Annotated in this window: 1 protein-coding gene; it reads right to left on the reverse strand. The window is 68.7% G+C overall.

The genetic code is table 11. The features are described 5' to 3' along the window. A partial coding sequence (locus TN53_RS43855) for a transposase (protein WP_199924774.1) occupies window positions 1–300 on the reverse strand: 300 nt, incomplete at both ends.

The following is a 300-nucleotide window of genomic DNA, read 5'->3' on the forward strand; positions in this document are numbered from 1 at the left end:
CGGGACGAAGGCACCGGAGGACAGGCCGTGCAGGTAGAGCAGTGGCAGTACCTCGGAGATCTTCGGAGACTTGCGGCACCACGGAGGAAGGATCTTCGAGGAGAACCGCCTGCGCTCGCCTGTGGCCTCGTCGATGCGCCGGTCGTTCACCCGCGGGGCCCTGACCTCCACCGGTCCGGCCGCGGTGACCACGGTCCGGGGTCGGTGGTGGCCGTTGCGGACCACGAGACGTCGGCCGGCCTCGTCGGTCTCGGCCGCCAACTCGGCTATGTACTGATTGACTTCCGCTTCCAGTGCGGC

The sequence above is a fragment of the Streptomyces sp. WM6386 genome (genome assembly GCF_000972385.1).
Lineage (GTDB): Bacteria > Actinomycetota > Actinomycetes > Streptomycetales > Streptomycetaceae > Streptomyces.